At 72.8% G+C, this 19,473-nt stretch carries 17 protein-coding genes; 8 read left to right on the top strand and 9 right to left on the bottom strand.

Translation table 11 applies throughout. The features are described from left to right. The first annotated feature begins 14 nt into the window (after nt 1–14). From IE241_RS20465 to IE241_RS20440, 6 genes are all read left to right on the top strand, one after another. On the top strand, nt 15–1,190 hold the full coding sequence (locus IE241_RS20465; RefSeq protein WP_190023256.1) for a DegT/DnrJ/EryC1/StrS family aminotransferase: 1,176 nt from the start codon (nt 15–17) through the stop codon (nt 1,188–1,190). A gap of 20 nt (nt 1,191–1,210) precedes the next feature. After that, nucleotides 1,211–2,479, top strand: coding sequence for a DUF6365 family protein (locus IE241_RS20460; RefSeq protein WP_190023255.1), 1,269 nt, complete (start codon nt 1,211–1,213; stop codon nt 2,477–2,479). A 98-nt stretch (nt 2,480–2,577) separates the two neighbouring features. Continuing rightward, the gene (locus IE241_RS20455; RefSeq protein ID WP_190023254.1) at nt 2,578–3,888 is read left to right on the top strand and encodes an NDP-hexose 2,3-dehydratase family protein; all 1,311 of its coding nucleotides are present in this window, start codon (nt 2,578–2,580) and stop codon (nt 3,886–3,888) included. Then, entirely contained in the window at nt 3,885–4,982 is a 1,098-nt protein-coding gene (locus tag IE241_RS20450) for a Gfo/Idh/MocA family protein (RefSeq protein ID WP_229899557.1), read from the top strand. Before IE241_RS20455 ends, IE241_RS20450 begins: the two co-directional genes overlap by 4 nt. Next, a complete protein-coding gene (gene rfbH / locus IE241_RS20445; RefSeq protein ID WP_190023253.1) occupies nt 4,979–6,277 on the top strand; it encodes a lipopolysaccharide biosynthesis protein RfbH in 1,299 nt (432 codons plus the stop codon). The genes IE241_RS20450 and rfbH overlap by 4 nt, the downstream gene beginning before the upstream one ends. Before the next feature lie 54 nt (nt 6,278–6,331). After that, nucleotides 6,332–7,483 (top strand): acyl-CoA dehydrogenase family protein, encoded by a 1,152-nt coding sequence (locus IE241_RS20440; RefSeq protein WP_190023252.1) that lies wholly within the window; start codon nt 6,332–6,334, stop codon nt 7,481–7,483. Nucleotides 7,484–7,606: 123 nt separating this feature from the next. Here IE241_RS20440 and IE241_RS20435 read toward each other — a convergent pair whose 3' ends face one another. The 9 genes from IE241_RS20435 to IE241_RS20395 form a co-directional block, all read right to left on the bottom strand. Further along, a complete protein-coding gene (locus IE241_RS20435) occupies nt 7,607–8,413 on the bottom strand; it encodes an AfsR/SARP family transcriptional regulator (protein WP_190023251.1) in 807 nt (268 codons plus the stop codon). A 184-nt stretch (nt 8,414–8,597) separates the two neighbouring features. Further along, nucleotides 8,598–9,509 carry an MBL fold metallo-hydrolase gene (locus tag IE241_RS20430; RefSeq protein ID WP_190023250.1) on the bottom strand — a complete coding sequence of 304 codons (912 nt, stop codon included), beginning with the start codon at nt 9,507–9,509 and terminating at the stop codon, nt 8,598–8,600. Continuing rightward, on the bottom strand, nt 9,506–10,441 hold the full coding sequence (locus tag IE241_RS20425) for a 4'-phosphopantetheinyl transferase family protein (RefSeq protein WP_190023249.1): 936 nt from the start codon (nt 10,439–10,441) through the stop codon (nt 9,506–9,508). Before IE241_RS20425 ends, IE241_RS20430 begins: the two co-directional genes overlap by 4 nt. A gap of 52 nt (nt 10,442–10,493) precedes the next feature. Next, nucleotides 10,494–12,350 carry an acyl-CoA dehydrogenase family protein gene (locus IE241_RS20420; protein ID WP_190023248.1) on the bottom strand — a complete coding sequence of 619 codons (1,857 nt, stop codon included), beginning with the start codon at nt 12,348–12,350 and terminating at the stop codon, nt 10,494–10,496. Next, nucleotides 12,334–12,762, bottom strand: a complete 429-nt coding sequence (locus IE241_RS20415; RefSeq protein WP_190023247.1) for a nuclear transport factor 2 family protein — start codon at nt 12,760–12,762, stop codon at nt 12,334–12,336. The genes IE241_RS20420 and IE241_RS20415 overlap by 17 nt, the downstream gene beginning before the upstream one ends. A 36-nt stretch (nt 12,763–12,798) precedes the next feature. Then, complete coding sequence (locus tag IE241_RS20410) at nt 12,799–13,761, bottom strand: aromatase/cyclase (protein WP_190023246.1); 963 nt, start codon at nt 13,759–13,761, stop codon at nt 12,799–12,801. A 146-nt stretch (nt 13,762–13,907) separates the two neighbouring features. Continuing rightward, on the bottom strand, nt 13,908–14,171 hold the full coding sequence (locus tag IE241_RS20405; RefSeq protein ID WP_190023245.1) for an acyl carrier protein: 264 nt from the start codon (nt 14,169–14,171) through the stop codon (nt 13,908–13,910). A gap of 70 nt (nt 14,172–14,241) precedes the next feature. Beyond that, complete coding sequence (locus IE241_RS20400; RefSeq protein WP_190023244.1) at nt 14,242–15,495, bottom strand: ketosynthase chain-length factor; 1,254 nt, start codon at nt 15,493–15,495, stop codon at nt 14,242–14,244. Then, nucleotides 15,492–16,760 (bottom strand): beta-ketoacyl-[acyl-carrier-protein] synthase family protein, encoded by a 1,269-nt coding sequence (locus IE241_RS20395; protein ID WP_190023243.1) that lies wholly within the window; start codon nt 16,758–16,760, stop codon nt 15,492–15,494. The genes IE241_RS20400 and IE241_RS20395 overlap by 4 nt, the downstream gene beginning before the upstream one ends. 449 nt (nt 16,761–17,209) lie before the next feature. Here IE241_RS20395 and IE241_RS20390 point away from each other — a divergent pair, with 449 nt between their 5' ends. Then, nucleotides 17,210–18,475 carry an IS701 family transposase gene (locus IE241_RS20390; protein ID WP_190023242.1) on the top strand — a complete coding sequence of 422 codons (1,266 nt, stop codon included), beginning with the start codon at nt 17,210–17,212 and terminating at the stop codon, nt 18,473–18,475. A 170-nt stretch (nt 18,476–18,645) separates the two neighbouring features. After that, nucleotides 18,646–19,431: a 3-oxoacyl-ACP reductase FabG gene (fabG, locus tag IE241_RS20385; protein ID WP_190023241.1), complete on the top strand. Its 786-nt coding sequence runs from the start codon at nt 18,646–18,648 to the stop codon at nt 19,429–19,431. The last annotated feature ends 42 nt before the right edge of the window (nt 19,432–19,473 follow it).

Below are 19,473 nucleotides of genomic sequence, written 5' to 3'. Positions count from 1 at the left end.
AGGGGTACTACCAAATGATCAATCTCTTCCAGCCGCAGGTCGGGGACGCGGAACTCGCGGCCGTGGCCGAGGTGTTCGACAGCAAGTGGCTCGGGCACGGGCCGCGTACGAAGGCCTTCGAGGCGGCGTTCGCCGAGCGCCTCGGGGTCGCGCCGGAGCACGTCCTCTTCCTCAACTCCGGTACGGCCGGGCTGTTCCTGGCGCTCGAACTCCTCGACCTGGCCGAGGGCGACGAGGTCGTCATCCCGTCCATGAGCTTCCTCGCGGCGGCCAACGCCATCGTCTCCGCGGGCGCGACCCCCGTCTTCTGCGACGTGGACCCGCGGACGATGAACCCCACCTGGGAGCACATCGAGGCGGCGGTCACGCCGCGCACCAAGGCGGTCGTCGTGCTGCACTACGGCGGCTGCCCGGGCGACGTGGTGGAGATCGCCGAGCGCTGCCGGGAGCGGGGCCTCGCCCTGGTCGAGGACTCGGCCTGCTCGGTGGACTCCCGCGTGGACGGCCGCGCGGCCGGCTCCTTCGGCGACCTGGCCATGTGGAGCTTCGACGCCGCGAAGGTGCTGGTCACGGGCGACGGCGGGATGCTCTACGTACGGGACGCCGAGCGTGCGCAGCGGGCCCGCCGGCTCGCGTACCACGGGCTCGTGCAGGCCACCGGTCTCGCCTACGCGAAGGTCTCGCACCGCTGGTGGGAGCTGGAGGTGCCGGAGGTCGGCCGGCGCGTCATCGGCAACGACCTGACGGCCGCGATCGGCCTGGTACAGCTCGGTCGGCTGCCCGAGTTCACCGGCCGGCGCAAGGAGATCGTCGCCCTGTACGACCGCGAACTCGCGGACGTCGAGGGCCTGAAGACGCCCCCGCCGCTGCCGGACGGGCACGAGTCCTCGCACTACTTCTACTGGGTGCAGATGGACGCGCGGATCCGCGACCAGGTCGCCTCCGACCTGCTGGCCGCCGACGTCTACACGACCTTCCGCTACGCCCCGCTGCACAAGGTGCCCACCTACAAGTCCGACGCCGAGCTGCCGGGCACCGAGCAGGCGTCCGGCGAGACCCTGTGCCTGCCGATCCATCCGGGGCTCGCCGACGCGGACGTGCTCACCGTGGTGGCCGAGCTGCGCAAGGCGATCGAGACGCGCGGCCGGGACCTGGCCCGGGAGACCACCGACGTCCCGGCCGCGGGCTGACCAGGACGGGAGACCACGTCATGCGAGTGCTGTTCATGTCCCCGCTGGCCAAGAGCCTGCACGAGACGACCATCGGGCTCGACCTCGCGGACCAGCTCAAGGGGGCCGGCGTCGTCGCTCACTTCGTGATCGACGCGGACAACGAGGACCAGCTCAAGACCGCCGGATACCCGTACACCGTGATCACACCCGCGATGGGCGGCCGGGTCCGCGAGGAGGTCGGGCGGGTCGTCGGGGAGTTCCGGCCCGACGCGATCGTGCTGAGCGACTACCTCGCGCACTGGCTGACCCACCTCGTCAGCTACGAGACCGACCCCTGGTACGTCCAGGACTTCGGCGTGCCGGTGATCCCCCTCGACCTGCACGACCTGACGAACACCACGCGGGAGCTGGAAGTGCTGGGGAAGACCGTCGTCGCCGACGGCAACCTCCTGGACATGCCGGTGCACCTGCACCCGGTGCCGATGGGCCGCCCGGAGGCCCGGGCCGGCGGGCTCGGCCTGCCGTACCGCGCCAACAGCGGCATCGAGCCGCTGACGGACGCGGCGCGGGCGGAGGTACGCAGGTTGCTGGGGCTCGGCGGGGCGGAGCGGCTGCTGATGTTCCCGACGCTGCCGTGGCAGGAGATCATGCAGACGCGGGCCGGTCCCCGGACGCGCGAGCTGGCGGTCCGCGTGCCGCAGCTGATCGGGCACTACCTGCGGCAGCTCCCGGACGACACCCATTTCGTCGTCGCCGGGCCGTATCTGGACGGGCTGGGGCTGCCGCCCGAGCGCGTCCACGTGGAGTCCTCGTACACCGCGCAGCGCTACCACGCCCTGCTCGGCGCCTCGGACGCCGTGATGTCGGCCTTCATGCTTTCCTACGCCCTCGAACGGGCCGTTCTCGCCGACGTGCCGGGGATGTTCACCCTCAACTCCCACGCCATGGGGGAGGCGGCGGGCGCCGGCGGGCGGCGGGCCGGGGCCCCGGACGGGCTCTCGCCCGCGGTCCGGGGGTGGCTCGCGGACTTCCCCGGCGCCGTCCCCTCGTTCCACATGTGGCCCCTGAGCTGGAACAAGGTGGTCGGGCCGCTGCTGGTGGACAACCCGTTCGCCGACACCACCGTACGGACCGAGCTGTTCGACGAGCAGGGCGTCGTCGAGGCGCTGACGGGCATCCTCTACGACCCGCTGGTCCGCGGTCGGCTGGCGGAGGCGCGCGCGGCCTACCGGGACGGCATCGACCGGCTCCCGGCGACCGCCGAGGTCTTCGCCACGGCCGCGCAGCGCGTGGGCCTGTCGCTCTGACGGGCTGGCGCAGGGTCTGACGCTCTGAGCCTCCTTCGAGCGGCGCTCTAACCGGGTGCCGAAAGCTGAAGCCACCGCACATCATGAGGAGGGCTGCCGTGTTCCGGCAGACAAGCGAATTCCACGACTGGTTCGCCGAACAGCGCGCGGCGCAGCACCACCGGGTGACGCCCGCCCCGCTGCGCGGGCTCGACGGCTGGTCGTTCGAGCCGGGGACCGGTGACATCCGGCACCGCAGCGGCCGGTTCTTCAGCATCGAGGGCATCGCGGCGGAGACCGACAACCGCGAGGTCGCCGCCTGGTCGCAGCCGGTCATCGTGCAGCCGGAGTCGGGGATCCTGGGCATCCTGGTGAAGGAGTTCGCCGGCGTTCCCCGTTTCCTGCTCCAGGTGAAGATGGAGCCGGGGAACATCAACATCCTGCAGCTCTCCCCGACCGTGCAGGCGACGCGGAGCAACTTCACCCGCGTGCACCAGGGGAACGCCGTCCCGTACCTGGAGCACTTCCTGGCGCCGCGCGCCGGGCGGGTGGTCTTCGACGCCCTGCAGTCGGAGCAGGGCTCGTGGTTCCTGGGCAAGCGCAACCGCAACATGATCATCGAGGTGGACGGGGACGTCCCGGTCCGCGACGGGTTCTGCTGGCTCACGCTCGACCAGATCGGCGAGCTGCTGAACGTCGAGAACCTCGTCAACATGGACACCCGCACCGTGCTGTCGGGCCTCCCCGACGGCTGGGCGGTCCAGGGCCGCACCACCGGCGCCGAGGGCCGGGCCCTGCACCGGACGGCCGAGCTGCTGAGCTGGTTCACCGAGGCCAAGGCCTCGCACCGGCTCGACCGCCGCCGCATCCCGCTGAACGAGGTGGGCGGCTGGTCCGAGGAGGGCGGGGCCGTGGTGCACGAGAGCGGCCGCTTCTTCAAGGTCATCGGCGTGGACGTCGAGGCCCAGGGCCGCGAGGTCGCCCGCTGGTCGCAGCCGATGATCGCGCCGGTCGGCCGGGGCGTGATCGCCTTCCTCACGCGGCGGATCGAGGGCACGGTCCACCTGCTGGTGAACGCGCGCACCGAGGCGGGCAGCTTCGACGTCCTCGAAATGGGGCCCACCGTGCAGTGTGCGCCCGCCAACTACGAGGGCCTGCCCGCCGGGAGCCGTCCGCGCTTCCTGGACGAGGTGCTCTCGGCGGCCCCCGAGCGGGTCCTGCTGGACGTCGTCCACTCCGAGGAGGGAGGCCGCTTCTACCACGCGGAGAACCGTTACCTCGCGGTCGAGGCGCCCGACGGCTTCCCGCTCGAAGTCGGCCCGGACCACATCTGGATGACGCCTCATCAGCTGGGGGCGATGGTCCGGCACTCCCACCACGTGAACGTCGAGGCCCGCAACCTCCTGGCCTGCCTGCGGTTCCTGCGGTGAGCGCCCGGGAGCAGGCCCGGGAGCAGGGCCCCGCGGCCGGGACCGTGCGCCTCGGCCTCCTGGGCTGCGCCGACATCGCCCTGCGCCGGGTGCTGCCCGCCGTGGCCCGGACCGGGGGCATCGCGCTCACGGCCGTGGCCGCGCGCGACGCCGCACGGGCCGCAGGGGTCGCCCGGGAGTACGGGGCCGAGGCCGCCGACGGCTACGCGGAGCTGCTGGAGCGGGACGACGTCGACGCCGTCTACGTGCCGCTGCCGTCGGCGCTGCACGCCGAGTGGACCGAACGCGCGCTGCTCGCCGGGAAGCACGTCCTGGCCGAGAAGCCGCTGACCCTGGACGCCGGGGAGACGGCACGGCTCGTGGGCCTCGCCCGCTCCCGCGGGCTGGTGCTGATGGAGAACTTCATGTTCGTCCACCACCCGCAGCACCGGCGCGTGCGGCAGCTGCTGGACGAGGGCGCGATCGGGGAGGTCCGCACCGTCCACGCGGCCTTCACGATCCCGCCGCGGCCCGGCGGCGACATCCGCTACCGGGCGGACCTCGGCGGCGGCGCGCTCTTCGACGTCGGCGTCTACCCGCTGCGGGCCGCCCAGCTGCTGCTCGGGCCCGGCCTGGAGGTCGTGGGCGCGGACCTGCGCACGGACCCGGAGCGGGGTGTGGACGTCGCGGGCGGCGTGCTGCTGCGGCGGCACGACGGGGTGACCGCCCACCTCACGTTCGGCATGGAACACCACTACACGTCACGTTACGAAGTGCTCGGCAGCGCGGGCCGGCTCCGCCTCGACCACGCCTTCACGCCCCCGGCCGACCACCGCCCGGTGGTCGCGATCGAGCGGCGGGGCGGCGTCGAGGAGCTGGAGCTGGAGCCCTTCGACCAGGTCACGGCCGCCGTCCGAGCGCTGGTGACGACCATCGGATCCGGCGCCGGTACGACGACCGGCGAGGCGACCGTCCGCCATGCGGAGCTGGTCGCCGACGTCCACCGGGCAGGGCACGCGCACAGCGGCGGCGGTCGGGCCGCGCGCAGCGGCAGCGGCCGGGCCGGCACTGCCCGACGACTCGCTGAGTACGCCGTAGGAGGCGAAGAGAAGTGAACGAAGCCAAGGCCCGCATTCTGGAGCAGGTCCGTGCCTACCACGGCACGGACGAGAAGGAGTTCGTCCCCGGGGAGACCGGCGTGTGGCCGGCCGGTGCCGTCTTCGACGCCGACGACCGCGTGGCGCTTGTCGAGGCCGCGCTGGACATGCGCATCGCCGCCGGGGTGAGCTCCCGCCGCTTCGAGCGCCAGTTCGCCAAGTACTTCAAGCTGCGCAAGGCCCACCTGACCAACTCGGGTTCCTCGGCCAACCTGCTCGCGCTGTCCGCCTTCACCTCCCCGCAGCTGGAGGACCGGCGGCTGCAGCCCGGCGACGAGGTGATCACCGTGGCGGCGGGCTTCCCGACCACCGTCAACCCGATCATCCAGAACGGCCTGGTGCCCGTCTTCATCGACGTCGAGCTCGGCACGTACAACACGACGCCCGAGCGCATCGCCGAGGCCATCGGCCCGCGCACCAGGGCGATCATGATCGCCCACTCGCTGGGCAACCCCTTCGCCGTCGAGGAGGTCGCCAAGCTCGCCGAGGAGCACGACCTCTTCCTCATCGAGGACAACTGCGACGCCGTCGGCTCGCTCTACCGCGGCAAGCTCACCGGCACCTTCGGCGACATCGCCACCACCAGCTTCTACCCCGCGCACCACCTCGCGATGGGCGAGGGCGGCTGCGTGCTGACCGACAACCTCGCGCTCGCGCGCATCGTCGAGTCCATGCGCGACTGGGGCCGGGACTGCTGGTGCGAGCCGGGCGAGGACAACCGCTGCTTCAAGCGGTTCGACTACCAGATGGGCGATCTGCCGCACGGCTACGACCACAAGTACATCTTCTCCCACGTGGGTTACAACCTGAAGGCGACCGACCTCCAGGCCGCCCTCGGCCTCAGCCAGCTCTCCAAGATCGACGCGTTCGGCGAGGCCCGGCGCGCCAACTGGAAGCGGCTGCGCGAGGGCCTGGACGGGGTGCCCGGGCTGCTCCTGCCGGAGGCCACGCCCGACAGCGACCCCAGCTGGTTCGGCTTCGCCCTCACCGTGCGGCCCGAGGCGCGCTACACCCGCAAGGACCTGGTGGCGTTCCTGGAGGCACGGAAGATCGGCACCCGCCGCTTCTTCGCCGGCAACCTCACCCGCCACCCGGCCTACCTGGACCGCCCGCGCCGGATCAGCGGCTCGCTCGCCAACAGCGACCTCGTCGCCGAGCACACCTTCTGGATCGGCGTCTACCCCGGCCTCACCCCCGAGATGGTCGACTACTCCGCCGAGTCCATCCGGGATTTCGCCGCGAAGAACTCCTGACGCGCGCCCGCACCGCCATCCACCGCACCACCGCACACCACAGGAGCCCTCACGATGACCAGGGACGCAGCCGTAGCCGTAGCCGCAGCCGTACCCACCCTGCTGGAGGCCGCCGTCGCGGCCGCCCCGCTCGCCGCCGCGCACGCGGAGGCTGCGGAGGCGGACCGCCGCCTCGCGCAGCCCGTGGTGGACGCGATCGTCGCCGCCGGGTTCTCCGGCCACTTCGCGCCTGCCGCCCAGGGCGGGGCGGCCGGGACCTTCGCGGAACTCCTGGACGCGACGGCCGCGCTGGGTGAGGGCTGCGCGTCCGCTGCCTGGTTCGCCTCGGTGATCGCCAGCGCCGGACGGCTCACCGCCTACCTGCCGCGGGAGGGCCGTGAGGGCGTCTGGGCCAAGGGTCCGCAGACCGTCGTCGTCGCCGGGCTCGTGCCCTCGGGCACCGCCGAGCGGGCCCCCGGCGGCTGGCGCGTCACCGGCTCGTGGAACTACGTCAGCGCCGTCGACTTCTCCGACTGGACGCTCCTCGCCGCCCGTACCGGCGAGGAGGGCACCGGCGTCCGCGTCCTCGCCGTGCCCCGCACCGACTACGCGATCAGCGAGACGTGGCAGGTCATCGGCATGCGCGGCACCGGCAGCAACACCGTCGTGCTGGACGAGGCGCTGGTGCCCGACGCGTTCACCGTCCCCCTCGACGTGCTGCTCGCCGGCCTCGCCCCCGAGGCGGAGGCGGCCTGCCACCGGGTGCCGATCAAGGCCGCCAACGGCGTCACCCTCGCCGGGCCGCTGCTCGGCGCGACCCGGGGCGCGCTGCGCCGCTGGCGCGAACTCGTCGCCGCCAAGCTGGCGGCCCCCGCCGGCGCCATCTCCGGCGGCTCCGACCACGGCACCTTCGAGCAGCTCCTGGCCCGCGCGGAGGGCGAGACCGACGCGGCCGGGCTGCTGCTGGAGCGCGTCGCCCGCACCACCGACTCCGGTGCCGCCGACGCGCTCGGCACCGCCCGCAACGGACGGGACTGCGCGCTCGCCGCGGAGATGCTCGCGACGGTCACCGACCGGCTGCTGCGCTCGGCCGGCACCCGTGCACAGGCCGAGGGCGAGGAGCTGCAGCGGCGCTGGCGGGACGTGAACTGCGGGGCGGGCCACAGCGGTCTGCAGTTCCCGGCGGCGGCGGGCGCGTACGCCCGGCTGCTGAACGGCTCCGCCTGAACGACTCAGCCTGAACGACTCCGGCTGAACGACTCGCCGAAGGACTCCACGCGAAAGCGCCGGACGGACCCGTAAAAGGGTCGTCCGGCGCTTCGTGGGCGCTTCCTGGGCCCGGGACGGAGGTCAGACGGCGGCGAAGGCCAGACGGCGCTGCTGTGCCGGCACGGTGGCCGGGTCCGGGTTGAGTACGTCCAGCTGCAGCCGCTGCAGCTCGGGGGAGGGTTCGAGGCCCAGCTCGTCGTTGAGGATCCGGCGCAGGCTCTGGTACGCCTGCAGGGCCTCGGCGCGCCGCCCGGAGTGGTTGAGGGCGGAGATCAGCTGGCCGTGGAACCACTCGTTGAGCGGGTAGTCGTTGACGAGCGCGCGCAGCAGAGGGATGGACTCCCGCTGCCGGCCGAGCTGGAGCTCCGCCTCGATGCGCAGCTCCAGCGCCCGGATGCGCAGCTCGTTGAGGTGCACGATGCGGCCGGTGAGGACGTCGCCCGCGGGGATGTTGGAGAGCGCGGGCCCCCGCCAGAGGGCCAGCGCCTGCTCCAGGCGCTGGACGGCGGCCTCGGGCCGGCCGTTCTCCAGCGCCGTCTTCCCCTGCAGCACGAGGCGTTCGAAGATCTTGATGTCGACCTCGTGGTCCTCCACGCGGATGAGATAGCCGGGCGGCTGGGTGATCAGCAGGGCGCGCTCGGCGGGCACCAGCCGCTCGGCTATGAACATCTTGCGTGCGTGGTAGATGTACGTCTGCAGCGTGGTCAGGGCGCTGCGCGGCGGGGTCTCGCCCCAGAGCTCCTGGATGAGCGATTCCGAGGTGACGATCTCGTTGGGCCGGGTCAGGAGCAGGGCCAGTGTCTGACAGACCTTCGGCGTGCTGGGCAGGTGGGGCGGCCGTCCGTCTCCGGTGACGATCTCGAACGGGCCGATGAGGTTGAATCGCACTGCACACACTCCTGTACCGGGTGCAAAGATCCCTGTGCCGCGTTGAGCAAGATTGCTGACAACGTAGGTGTCTGCGGCACAAAGCCCCCACTCCGGGACGGTGAGAGTGTCAGGCTACCGACCGGTAGGTTTTCTTTTGTTCGGGCCCTGTCACATCCGGTTCACGGCTGTGTCATGGGCTGTGTCACGCATGGCACATGGGCAGCCCGCCGTGGTACTCGACCATCTCGGAGAAGAGCAGGCCGACGTCCAGCGGGCGGCCGGGAGGCGCCCCCTTCTCCTCGGCGTAGGCGCGGTGCAGATTGGGCACCAGGCGCTCGGAGTCGAGCAGCTCGGCGTACTCCCCGAGGTCCGCCTCGCGCGCGGCCTCCAGCGGGCCGATTCCCGCGGCGAGCCCCGCCTTGGCGATCTCCTGGACGCGCCGCAGGTACCCCTCCGTGGTGTCCAGCAGCTCCGGCCCGCCGACGGGGCCGTGGCCTGCGACGACCGTCAGAGGGTCGAGGGCGCGCAGCTGCTCGGTCACGGCCAGCGAGCCGGAGATCGAGCCCATCAGGCAGAAGGGCGTCGCCCCCGACATCACCAGGTCGCCGGTGAACAGCACCCGCTGCTCGGGCAGCCAGACGACCGTGTCGTTGGTGGTGTGCGCGATGCCGGGGTGCAGCAGCTCGGCCGTGACGTCGCCGATGTGCAGGGTCAGCCGGTCGCGGAAGGTGAGCGTGGGCAGCTCGACGGAGACGTCGCCCCAGCACACCTCGGGCCACAGCCCCGTCAGGTGCAGGCCCACGTCCGCCATCTCGGTGCGGGTGCGCTCGTGGGAGACGACCACGGCGTCGTCGGCGAACAGGTAGTTGCCGAAGGTGTGGTCGCCGTGGGAGTGGGTGTTGACGACGAACTGCGGGGGCCGCGCGGTGAGCGGTGTGACGGCCTCCTTGAGGGCGCGTGCCCGCGTCTCCGTGGCGGCCGTGTCGATCAGCGCGGAGCGGGTGCCGGCGACGATGAGGCCGGCGTTGTTCAGGCACCAGCCGCCGTCGGGCTGGACGTAGGCGTGGACGTTCTCCGCCACCTCTTGGAGGCGGGGGGTGTCATGGGTGTTCACGGGTGCGCTCCTTGTGCGGCCGGGGCCGGGGTCGGGGTCAGGGGCGGGGTCAGGGCTGGGGTCGGGGAGGGATGCGTGTCGGGACGTGAGCCGGGGCTCGCCGAGAGCACTGCCGCGGCCAGGGTCGTGTCCAGGACCGAGTACGCCGTCGGTCTTCGCGCCGGGCCGAAGGCCGTCGGGGCCACCGCCGCGCTGAGCGTGTAGCCCGCGGGCAGCGTGTGGGACTCCAGGTGCCAGTCGCCGTCGTCGGCCGGCGAGCCGTCCGAGCGCAGCAGGCGGGCCGTGGCGCCCGAGGCGGCCGGGATGGTGAAGCCGAACGACGTGAAGGGCAGCCGCAGGCCCAGGCCGAGGGCCTTGCTGTACGCCTCCTTGAGGGTCCACAGGCGGATCATGGACGTGTTGCGGTCCGCTTCCGGCAGCCAGCCGAGTGCGGCCCGCTCGTAGGCGGTGAAGGACTCCTCGGCCAGGCCCGTGCCGTAGACCGGGCGCGCCGAGGACTCCACGTCGACGCCGATCGGGCCGGCGTGGCTGAGGCCCACCGCGAGGATGTCCCCCGTGTGGCTCAGGCTCACCTCCAGCTGCCCGCAACCCCGCAGGTAAGGCCTGCCGTTGGGGTTGCGGGCCAGCTCCAGCCCGCCCGGGTCGGCGTCGAGTACGGCGCCCGCGGCGTACTTCAGCAGGAGGCGGGAGGCGGCGAAGCGTCGTCGCGTGTGCTCCTGGCGGATCCCGGCGTAGCGCTGCGCCTCCTGCCCGAGCAGTCTGCCGAGCTCGTCGTCCGGCAGGCCGTGGTCGCCCCAGTCGGCCGTCAGCCCGTAGACGAGGGCGAAGCCCTGTTCCTCCATGGCGGCGTCCGCCGCGGTCCACGGGCCGTCCGGGGCCGTCACCCGGACCGGCGCCGGACCGGCCAGCCCCCGGGGACCGGATGTGGCCATGTCATCTCCCTTTATGCGTCCCTTTATGCGGTCGCCGGTTGCGTGGCGGGTGCTACGCGGTGGCCGGACCGCCGCCCAGCAGCACGTCGTACAGGTCGAGGCTGCGGCCCTGTGCGCAGCGCGCCACGGCCTCCGCCAGCAGCGCCTCGACGCGTCTGCCGTCGGCCGCGGGCTCCGGCAGGCCGAGGCGGAACTGGACCCTGCCGAGGGCCGCGATCAGCCAGGCGGGGTCGGACAGGAAGCCGGATTCCTCCTCCCCCTGCTCCTCCCGGTCCCGGCCCCGGTCGCCGTACATCCACACGCCCAGGCAGGCGGCCGCCGCCGCGAGCAGGGTGTAGCGCTCGGCGAGGGCGTAGCCGTGCGGGGTGGCCAGGGCGGCGAGGTCCTGCGCGGGCAGCGCGCGGCACTCCTCGCCGAGTGCCCGCAGCTCCGCGGCCAGAGCCCCTACCTGGGAGCGCAGCGCCTCCCCGTCCGGGCCGGTGACGGGGAGGGCGTCCAGGGTCTCCTCGGCGTGCGGCAGCACCGCCATCAGCGTGTCCCCTCCGGCGGCGAGGTCGAGCCGCGCCGGGTCGAGCGGGGGCAGGGGTGCCGAGGCGGAGAACAGCCCGTCCGGTGGCGGGGCGGCGGTCCACGACGTCCGGGCCAGGAAGGGAAGTTGCGGCACCAGCGTCGCCAGCGCCGCGGCGGCGCCGATCGGCCCCGGCGGGATCTCCGACAGGTCGCGCAGGTGTTTGCGGAACGTGCCGAAGCCGCCCTCCTCCTGCAGGGCACGCGGCCCCAGGACGGCTGCGAGATCGCCCGTGCTCTGCTGCAGCATGCGCACCACCAGGCACATCGCCGCAGCCGTCCACACGCTGGACTCCTCCGGCAGGAGGTGCAGCGAGCGGATGGCGGCCAGCAGCAGGCAGTCGCACACGAGCATGTCCGCGAACGAGGAGGTGATGGCGCGCCGCGCGTACCGCGAGGTCAGCGGGCGTACCCCCGGCGCGCGCTCCAGCACCGCCTCGACCACCGACCGCAGCGCGGTGTCGGCGCACCCGACCGCCATCGACGGCACGAGCGGCCTGCTGACCTGCAGGGACCGCAGCGCGACCGCCGTCCCGTCGCCGGGCGCGCCGAGCACGCTGCCCTCCGGCACGGGCCACCGGTCGAACTCCAGGAAGCCTGCGGGCAGCCGGCGCACCGCGCCGGTGCGGTACGGGGACACCGGCCGCACGGCGTCCGGCGGCAGGTCGGCGCGGTTCAGGAGCAGCGCCGAGTGGGTGCCGTCGCTGTTGCCGGTGCCGGTGCCGTTGCTGCCGCCATAGCTGTCGCCGCCGCCGGCGCCGTCCGCGTGCCGGGCCAGGAGGACGAAGCCCGCGGCCAGTGGGGCGTTGGCGATCAGCGGGGTGCGGCCGTCCAGCACCCAGCCGCCCTGCGGCGCGGGGGTCAGGGTGAGGTCGCCGCTGCTGAACTCGTTGCCGTACGACATGTTCTGGAACGCGACGGACAGCCGTCCGCCGTCCAGGAGCAGCCGGGCCGTACGGGCCTGCTGCGCCGGGGTGCCGTGGCACCAGGCGAACGCCGCGGAGACCAGGGAGGCGGAGCCGTGGCCGCGGCCGAGGGCGAAGTCCCGCCGGAACACCGCGCGCAGCAGCTGCGTCGCGGTGTCCAGGCCGGTCAGCCGGCCGCCCAGCGGCTGCGGGACGATCTCCTCGCGCAGGCCGAACGCGTCCAGCAGGCGGTCGCCGCCCAGCGGCAGCTCGCCGCGGCGGTCGGCGGCCAGCACGGCGGTGTGACCCAGCGGGTTGCCCGGGTCGCGGGGGTCGCCGAGGTGCCGTTCCAGCGCGGCGACGCGGCCGCGGAGCGTGGTCGCTGTCGCTGTCGCTGTCGCTGTCGCTGCCTCGGCCTGGTCAGAAGACCTGGTCATGGGTGATCAGGCGGGACTTGAGCTGCACCTCGCCCCCGTCCACCACCAGCGTGTCGTGCACCGTGCAGCTCGGGTTGATCTCGGGCTTGCCGCCGGGGCGGACGGTCACCACGAGGGCGTACACCGTCGACTTGACCGTGCCGTCCTCCTGCGGGTCCAGGGCGATCTGGTTGAACCAGTGGCGGCGCGTGACGGGGTCGCCGTCGAACTTCTTGTGGAAGTTCACGAGCTCCTCGACGATGCCGGGCCGGCCGACGGCGGGCTCGGCGCCCGGCGAGTGCTGGAAGACGCCGTCCTCGGTGAACGTCGCCGCGTACTCCTCGAAGCGGCGGGCGTCGAGGTGGTGCATCTGGTGGGCGTAGAAGTGCTGGACCTGGGAGTGGAGCTCCGTCAGGGACTGGGTGGCGGTCATGGTGCCTCTCCGGAAGGAAGGGGGTGACAGGGGTGGTCAGCCGGCCTGCGCGGCGGCGCGCTTCTCGGCGTACGTCGCGGCGTGCGCCATGGTGGCGAGGCTGTTGCGGCCGAGTGCCTCGCGGAGGTACGCGCGGGCGTCGGCGAGCGTGGCGCCCGCGCCCAGGACCTCGGTGACCGCCTCGGGGTTGACCGCCACCGTGTGCCGGGCGGTGGCGACGGCCCCGCCTCCGGGCTTGTCCGTGAAGTGCCACAGGCCGCTGTGGCCGAGCAGCAGCTTCGGCATGACGTGCTGCTTGTAGGCGATCCACTCCGGGCCGCGGCAGATACGGGTGGAGCGGGTGGCGTGGGCGGAGCCGTCGGCGGTGACGGTGTCCATCTCCAGGTCCTGGATGCCGGGGACGTCCTCGGTCAGCCGGGCCTGCCGGACGTGCGGCAGCCGCTCCGCCCACAGGTCGGCGCGGTCGACGAAGTCGAAGGCGTCGGCGGCCGAACCGGTCAGCTCGACGGTGTCGGTGAAGGAGAACACCACGTCGGACGCGGTGCCGCCGTACTCGGCGATCCGCGCCAGCGCCGCCAGCTCCTCGGGGCTGTTGCGGTCGAGCGCCGCGTTGACGGCGGCCACGGTCTCCGGCGCGTCGCCGACGGCCGTGAAGTCGTGGAGCAGCACCACGCGGGTGCCGCCGCCCGGCAGCGCCTCGAAGATCCACTCGCCGCCCATGGAGGCGATGGGGGCCGTGCTGCGCTCCTGCCGGAAGGTCACGCGCAGCGCCTCGGGGTCGAGGGTGCGCCGGGAGGTCCAGGTGCTGACCTTGCCGTTGACCGTGGCCCAGATCTCGAAGCGCTCCGCGCGCTCGCCGCGCTCCAGGTGGTGGACGTGGACGCTCGGCCCGAAGATCGCAGGCCAGGTCGTGACGTCCGCGACCAGGCCGTAGAGCACCTCCGGGGGCGCGGAAACATCCAGGGTGTGCTCGGTGTGGTGCCGGCGCGGTTCCGTCATGTCGTTCGTCTCCTCGGTGCGTACGGGGCCGGGCCCGGGCCCGGGCCGGGCACGTGGGTGTCCCGTGCCCGGCCCCGGGGTGCTGCGCCCTGCCGGGTTACTGCCGTCCGCTCGGTGTGGTGCGGTGCGGTGCGTGGCGTGGCGCGTCAGGCGGCGGCGGCCTCGGTGACCAGGCCGTTGACGAGGTCGATGAGCGCGCGCGGCGTCTCGGCCTCGACGAGCTCGTCGTCCGGGACGACGACGCCGAACTCCTGCTTGATCTGGGCGGCGCTCTCCATCAGGGCGAGCGAGTCGTAGCCCAGCTCGTCGAAGGGGCGGTCGGAGATGTCGCCGTTGATGTCGATGCTGTCGTCGACGCCGGCGCACTCGACGAGGATGCGGCGGACGTCGTCAACGGTCATGTGAGCCATGGGTATTGCTCCAAGGGGTAGAGAAGGCCGATGAGGTGAGGGCGGCGGCCGCGGGGGCTGCCGGTCGTGCCTACGCGCCGCGGACGACGACGGCCGAGTTGAAGCCGTGGCGGCCGCGCGCGAGCACCAGCGCGGTGCGGACCCGCCGGTCGCGGGGCGCGCCCTGGACCAGGTCGAGGCCGTAGGCCTCGGGCACCGGGGCGCCCGTGGGGGTCGGGGGGATCACGCCGTCGCGGATCGACAGCAGCGCCGTCGCGACGTCCAGCGGGCCGCCGCCGGAGTAGAGCCGGCCGGTGAGGGCCTTCGGGGCGGTGACGGGCACCGCTCCGGCGCCGAAGACGGCGCTGATGGCCTCGGCCTCGGCCGCGTCCAGCTCGGGCACGCCGGCGCCGTCGGCGAAGACGACGTCGATGTCGCCCGGCGCGAGGCCCGCGTCGGCCAGGGCGGCTTCCGCGGCGCGGCGCAGGGCCGGGGGACGGCCCGAGCCGGGCGCCGGGTCGAAGGTCGCGGCGTAGCCCGCGAGTTCGCCGTAGATCTGCTGCACGCCGCGCTCGCGGGCGCTCGCCTCGTCCTCGGTGACGAGGATCGCGCCGCCCTCGCCGGGTACGTAGCCCGAGGCGTCGGCGCTGAAGGGCAGGTAGGCGCGGGCGGGGTCGGTGGCGGTGGTGACGCGGCCGCCGGCCAGCTGGGAGACGTAACCCCACGGGTCGAGGGCGGAGTCGACGCCGCCGGCCACCACGAGCGGGGTGCCGCGGCGGATCGTGCGGCGGGCGTGGCCGAGCGCGTCCAGGCCGCCGGCCTGCTCGCCGACGAGGGCCGCGCTCGGTCCGCGCAGCTTGTGGCGGATGGAGATCTGGCCGGTGTTGACGGCGTAGAACCACGCGAAGGACTCGTAGACGCTGACGAAGTCCGGGCCCTTGCTCCACAGCTTGTCGAACTCGCGGTGGGTGAAGTCGAAGCCGCCGAGTGCGTTGGAGGTGACGACGCCCATGTCGTAGTCCGGCAGGGTGTCGGGGGAGACGCCGGCGTCGGTGAGCGCCCAGTCGGCGGCGACGAGCGCGAGCCGTGTCGAGGGGTCGGTCTGCGGGAGCAGCCGGCTGCCCAGGTGCTCGGCGGCGTCGAAGTCGTCGATCTGGCCCGCGAGGGAGGCCGCGTAGCGGGAGGCGTCGAAGCGGGTGACGGGGGCGATGCCGGTGTGGCCCGCGAGCACCGCCTTCCAGAAGGCCTCGGTGCCGAGGCCGTTGGGGGCGGTGATGCCGATGCCGGTGATGACGGTCCGGGCGTTTCGGCCGTTCACGTCGTTCAGGCCGTCCTTGCTGGTCATGCCTTCACTCCTTCCGGGGCGCGCAGGATCATCGCGCTCTGGAAACCGCCGAAGCCGCTGCCGACGGTGAGGACGGAGTCCACCCGCTGCTCGCGCGCGGTCAGCGGGACGTAGTCGAGGTCGCACTCGGGGTCGGGCGTGTGCAGATTGGCCGTCGGCGGCACGACGTCGTGCTTGATGGCCAGGGCGCAGGCCGCGATCTCGATGGAGCCGATGGCGCCCAGGGAGTGGCCGACCATCGACTTGATGGAGCTGACCGGAACGTCGTAGGCGTGCTGCCCGAGCGCGATCTTGAACGCTGCCGTCTCGTGGCGGTCGTTCTGCTTGGTCCCGGAGCCGTGCGCGTTGACGTAGTCGACGACGGTCGGGTCGATGCGCGACTCGTCGAGCGCCGCGCGGATCGCCTCCGCCATCTCCCGGCCGTCCTTCTTCAGACCGGTCATGTGGTACGCGTTGCAGCGGGTGGCGTAGCCGGTGACCTCGGCGTAGATCTGCGCGCCGCGGGCCTTGGCGGCCTCGTACTCCTCCAGGACGAACATGGCGCTGCCCTCGGCGAGGACGAAGCCGTTGCGGGAGGCGTCGAACGGACGGGAGGCGTGCTCGGGGTCGTCGTTGCGCGTGGTGGTGGCCTTGATGGCGTCGAAGCAGGCCAGCACGATCGGGGAGATCGGGGTGTCCGAGGCTCCTGCGATCATCACGTCGGCGGAGCCCTCGCGGATCAGCTGGACGCCGTAGCCCACGGCGTCGAGGCCGGAGGTGCAGCCGTCGGAGACCATGGTCACCGGGCCCTCGGCGCCCGCGGCCCAGGCGACCTCGGCGGGCATGACGCCCGGGCTGAGGTAGTCGAACATGTGCGGCGACAGGTAGTCGGGGTCGACCAGCCACTCGCGGCCCTTGTCGGCCATCACGAGGTACTCGTTCTCCAGGCTGGTCGCGGAGGCGACGGCGCTGCCCAGGCTCACGCCCACGCGGTACGGGTCCACGCCGGCGAACTCCAGGCCGCTGTCGGCCACGGCCTCCCGGGTGCAGGCGACGGCGAACTGGGTCGCCCGGTCCATCCTGCGGATCTCCCGGGGGGAGAAGCCCTCGGCCTCGGGGAAGAAGTCCGCCTCGGCCGCCACCCGGGACCGGAAGGGAGCCGCGTCGAAGAACGAGATCCGCCGGGTGGCGGTGCGGCCCGCGGTGAGCAGGTCCCAGAACTCCTTGGTGCCGGAGCCGCCCGGGGCGCGGACGCCGATACCGGTGATCACCACTCGTCGGGTCATCGCGTGGGCACGCCTTCCTTCGAGCTGAACATCGAGTCACGTTCCTTTCCGCTGCTTGCCAGGGACAGCGCCGTTGGCAAGGGAAACGGTGCGGCGCCGGGCTCGAACACCACTCGAAGACGGATGGGGCACCGGCAGGTGGGGCGCCGGGTGGCTTCCGGTGGCTCCAGGTGGCTCCGGGTGGCCCCGGGTGGCCCGGGTGGCGCACAGGAGGGCCGAGACAAGAAACCGGCTGGCCGGTTTCTCTTGGTAATCCGACGCCGGGGGCGGCGTAGGGAGGGCTTCCGGTTGGTTTCTTGTCGGGCTTGGGGCGCCGTAGAGGGGGATGAAAGCGGACAAGAACGGTCAGAAATATGCGTCAGGTCAAGGTTTCAAAGAGTAATAGAAACAACGCAGTCGGTTTGGTACGGTCAAATGCGCCGTCGGTAGCCATCACGTGGGGAGAGACGATGGAAGCCAGATCCGTGCAACTCAGCCCTGTGTCCACCGAGGAACGACCCCGCAAGGAACCGTCCCCCGCCGATCCGTGGAGCGTGGAACCGGAGCTGTTCTCGTCGCTCACGCGCAACGACCAGCGCAGGATGGCGGAACAGTACGTACGCGGCCTGCTGGAGGCCGAGGGCCGCAAGACCCTGCGCAACGTCGCGGAACAGATCGGCGGGAAGGCGCTCCAGCAGAGCGTCCACCACTTCATCACCGCCTCGTCCTGGAACTGGTCCCCGGTGCGGCGGGCGCTCGCGCGCCGCGCGGAGGAGGCGGTGCGCCCCCAGGCGTGGGTGGTCAACTCCACCGTCATCCCCAAGGCGGGGGTGCACTCGGTCGGCGTCGACCAGCAGTTCCTCCCCCACCTGGGGCAGACGGTCAACGGCCAGCGGGCGTTCAGCGTCTGGAGCGCCTCCGAGCGGATCAGCGTGCCCTTCAACTGGAGCCTGGTGCTGTCCAGGAACTGGGTGGAGGACCCGGCCCGGCGCAGCCGCGCCCACATACCCGACGCCAGCCGCGCCATCTCGCTGGAGGAGCACGCCGGCGCGGTGGCCCTGGAAGCCGCCGACTCCTGGGGGCTGCGGCGGCGCCCCGTCGTCGTGGACGTGGAGGGGCTCGACGCGGGGGCGACCGTGCGGCGCTTCGCGCGTGCGGGCCTCCCGCTGATCATGCGCATCGACGGCACGACCCCGCTGCGCGTCGACGGCGCCCTGCTGCAGGGCTACAGCGACCGGGAGGTGCCCGCGCAGAACCTGATCGGCTCCATGAATCGGATGCGCCGCCAGGTCGAGTGGTCCGACACCTCGGGCACGGGCTCGTACCGCGGGGTGGTGAGCGCGATCCCGGTGATCCTCTCGTGCCCCGCGCCCGCGGGCGGGACCGGCGGCGGGGGCATCGGGGGCGTCCATCACCGGCCCATGCTGCTGATGGGCGACTGGGGCTCCTCCGACCGGTGGCCGTCGCGGCTGTGGCTCACCGACTCCCGGCGGCTGCCGCTGGTCACCCTGCTGCGCCTGACCCGGCTCACGGACGTCGTCCAGCGCGACTTCGCGGAGATCTCCGAGCACACGGGGATACGGGACTTCGCGGGCCGCTCGTTCCGCGGCTGGCACCGCCACGTCACCCTGGCCTCCGTCGCCCACCTCATCGCCGCACGCGCGGGGGCGCGGCGGCTGCCGGCACAGCGGCGGCGAGGGGCGGGGACGGGGGCGGTCGCGCCGCTGTGTGCGTGAGGGGGGCGGGACCGCCGAGGCGGGGCCGGCGGGGCGGAATCGGTTCTTCGACCCCTCTTCGACCGGCCGTCGAGGCCCCGGCGGCACCCTCGGCGCGACCGACGTCATGTCGCCATCACCGCGCGGGACGTCCGCCACGCGCAGTATTCGCAACCAGCTACGGAGGAACGATGGGCACGCAGAACGCCAAGGTCGCACTGGTGACCGGCGCAACCAGTGGCATCGGCCTGGCGATCGCCACCCACCTGGCCCGCAACGGCACCCGCGTCTACCTGTGCGCCCGGGACGCGGAGAAGCTGGCGGAGACCGTGAAGTCCCTTCAGGACCAGGGCTTCGAGGCCGACGGCACCACCTGTGACGTGACCGACCGCGAGGACGTCAAGCGCTTCGTGGCCGCCGCGGTGGACCGTTTCGGCACCGTCGACATCCTCGTCAACAACGCCGGCCGCAACGGCGGCGGCGCGATCGCCGAGATGTCCGACGAGCTCTGGTACGACGTGATCAACACCAACCTCAACAGCGTCTTCCTCGTGACGCGCGAGGTGCTGAGCGCGGGCGGCCTGCTCACCAAGGGCTGGGGCCGCATCATCAACATCGCCTCGACGGCGGGCAAGCAGGGCGCGGTCACCGCCGCCCCGTACTCCGCCTCCAAGCACGGTGTCGTCGGCTTCACCAAGGCCCTCGGCCTCGACCTCGCGAAGACGGGCATCACCGTCAACGCCGTCTGCCCCGGCTTCGTCGAGACGCCGATGGCCGAGCGCGTGCGCGGCCACTACGCGTCGATGTACGGGATCACGCTGGAGGAGGCGGCCGAGAAGGTCACCACCCGGGTGCCGATCGGCCGTTACGTCGACGTCGAGGAGGTCGCGGCCATGGTCGACTACCTGGTCGGCGACGGCGCCTCGTCCGTGACCGCGCAGGCCCTCAACGTCTGCGGCGGCCTGGGCAACTACTAGGCGCCACCCCTAGGCGCCACCCGTAGGCGTCCCCGTGGCGGG

The organism is Streptomyces hiroshimensis (assembly GCF_014650335.1).
Lineage (GTDB): Bacteria > Actinomycetota > Actinomycetes > Streptomycetales > Streptomycetaceae > Streptomyces > Streptomyces hiroshimensis.
The sequence above is the reverse complement of the archived record's forward strand: the minus strand, read 5'-3'. Positions and strand labels throughout refer to the sequence as shown.